Origin of the sequence: Herbiconiux daphne (genome assembly GCF_024979295.1) — a bacterium.
Classification (GTDB): Bacteria; Actinomycetota; Actinomycetes; order Actinomycetales; family Microbacteriaceae; genus Herbiconiux; species Herbiconiux daphnes.
The window spans coordinates 1-606 of record NZ_JANLCJ010000547.1 but is presented as its reverse complement, the minus strand read 5'-3'; the positions used below and the strand labels follow the sequence as shown (position 1 = coordinate 606).

Genomic DNA, 606 nt, shown 5'->3' with positions numbered 1-606 from the left:
TTATACGGAATCCATGCATACCATTGCTCCTTAGTTTTGAAAGTAAGAAGAACAGTACCAGTTATAATTAACACTGAAGAGATGCCATCTAAATAAGGCAATTTACTACCCGATTTAAATGCAAAGAAAGTTGAGATAATAATACCAATTACTGTTAACACTGAAACAAGAGAGATTTGACTTTTATTCAGTGTATTAATTTCATCTTTCTTCTTAAACCAATACCATGTACCCCATAATTGAAGTGGCACAAGTACAAATAAATTCATAACAGCATTAGCATAAAAACCAGCTTGGTAGCTTAATATAGCATAGAACACTGAAAGTGTTGCTCCTAATAAAGGTGCTATATTCTTTTTATATGCTACACTGAGAACAAACAAAATACCAATTACAGTTGCTCATAAAATCTCTAAGGGAGCTTTACTTACAACTGCTGCTATTACTACTAAAATAGTAGCTACAAAAGCCCAAATCTTTTTAAACATTATAAATCCATTTATTTAATAATTAGTTTGTTTGTAGTTAGTAAGTTTAATAATCAATACTTACTATATAACCCGTTTTAAAGACCCCAGGTTGACAGAAATATCTTTATTTATTTTC

General features: G+C 30.0%; 1 protein-coding gene. It reads right to left on the bottom strand.

Annotation, left to right across the window (positions count from 1 at the left end; all coding sequences use genetic code 11):
- On the bottom strand, window positions 1-383 hold a 383-nt coding region (gene pnuC / locus N1032_RS26370), incomplete at its 3' end, for a nicotinamide riboside transporter PnuC (RefSeq protein ID WP_259543609.1).
- Window positions 384-606: the final 223 nt, after the last annotated feature.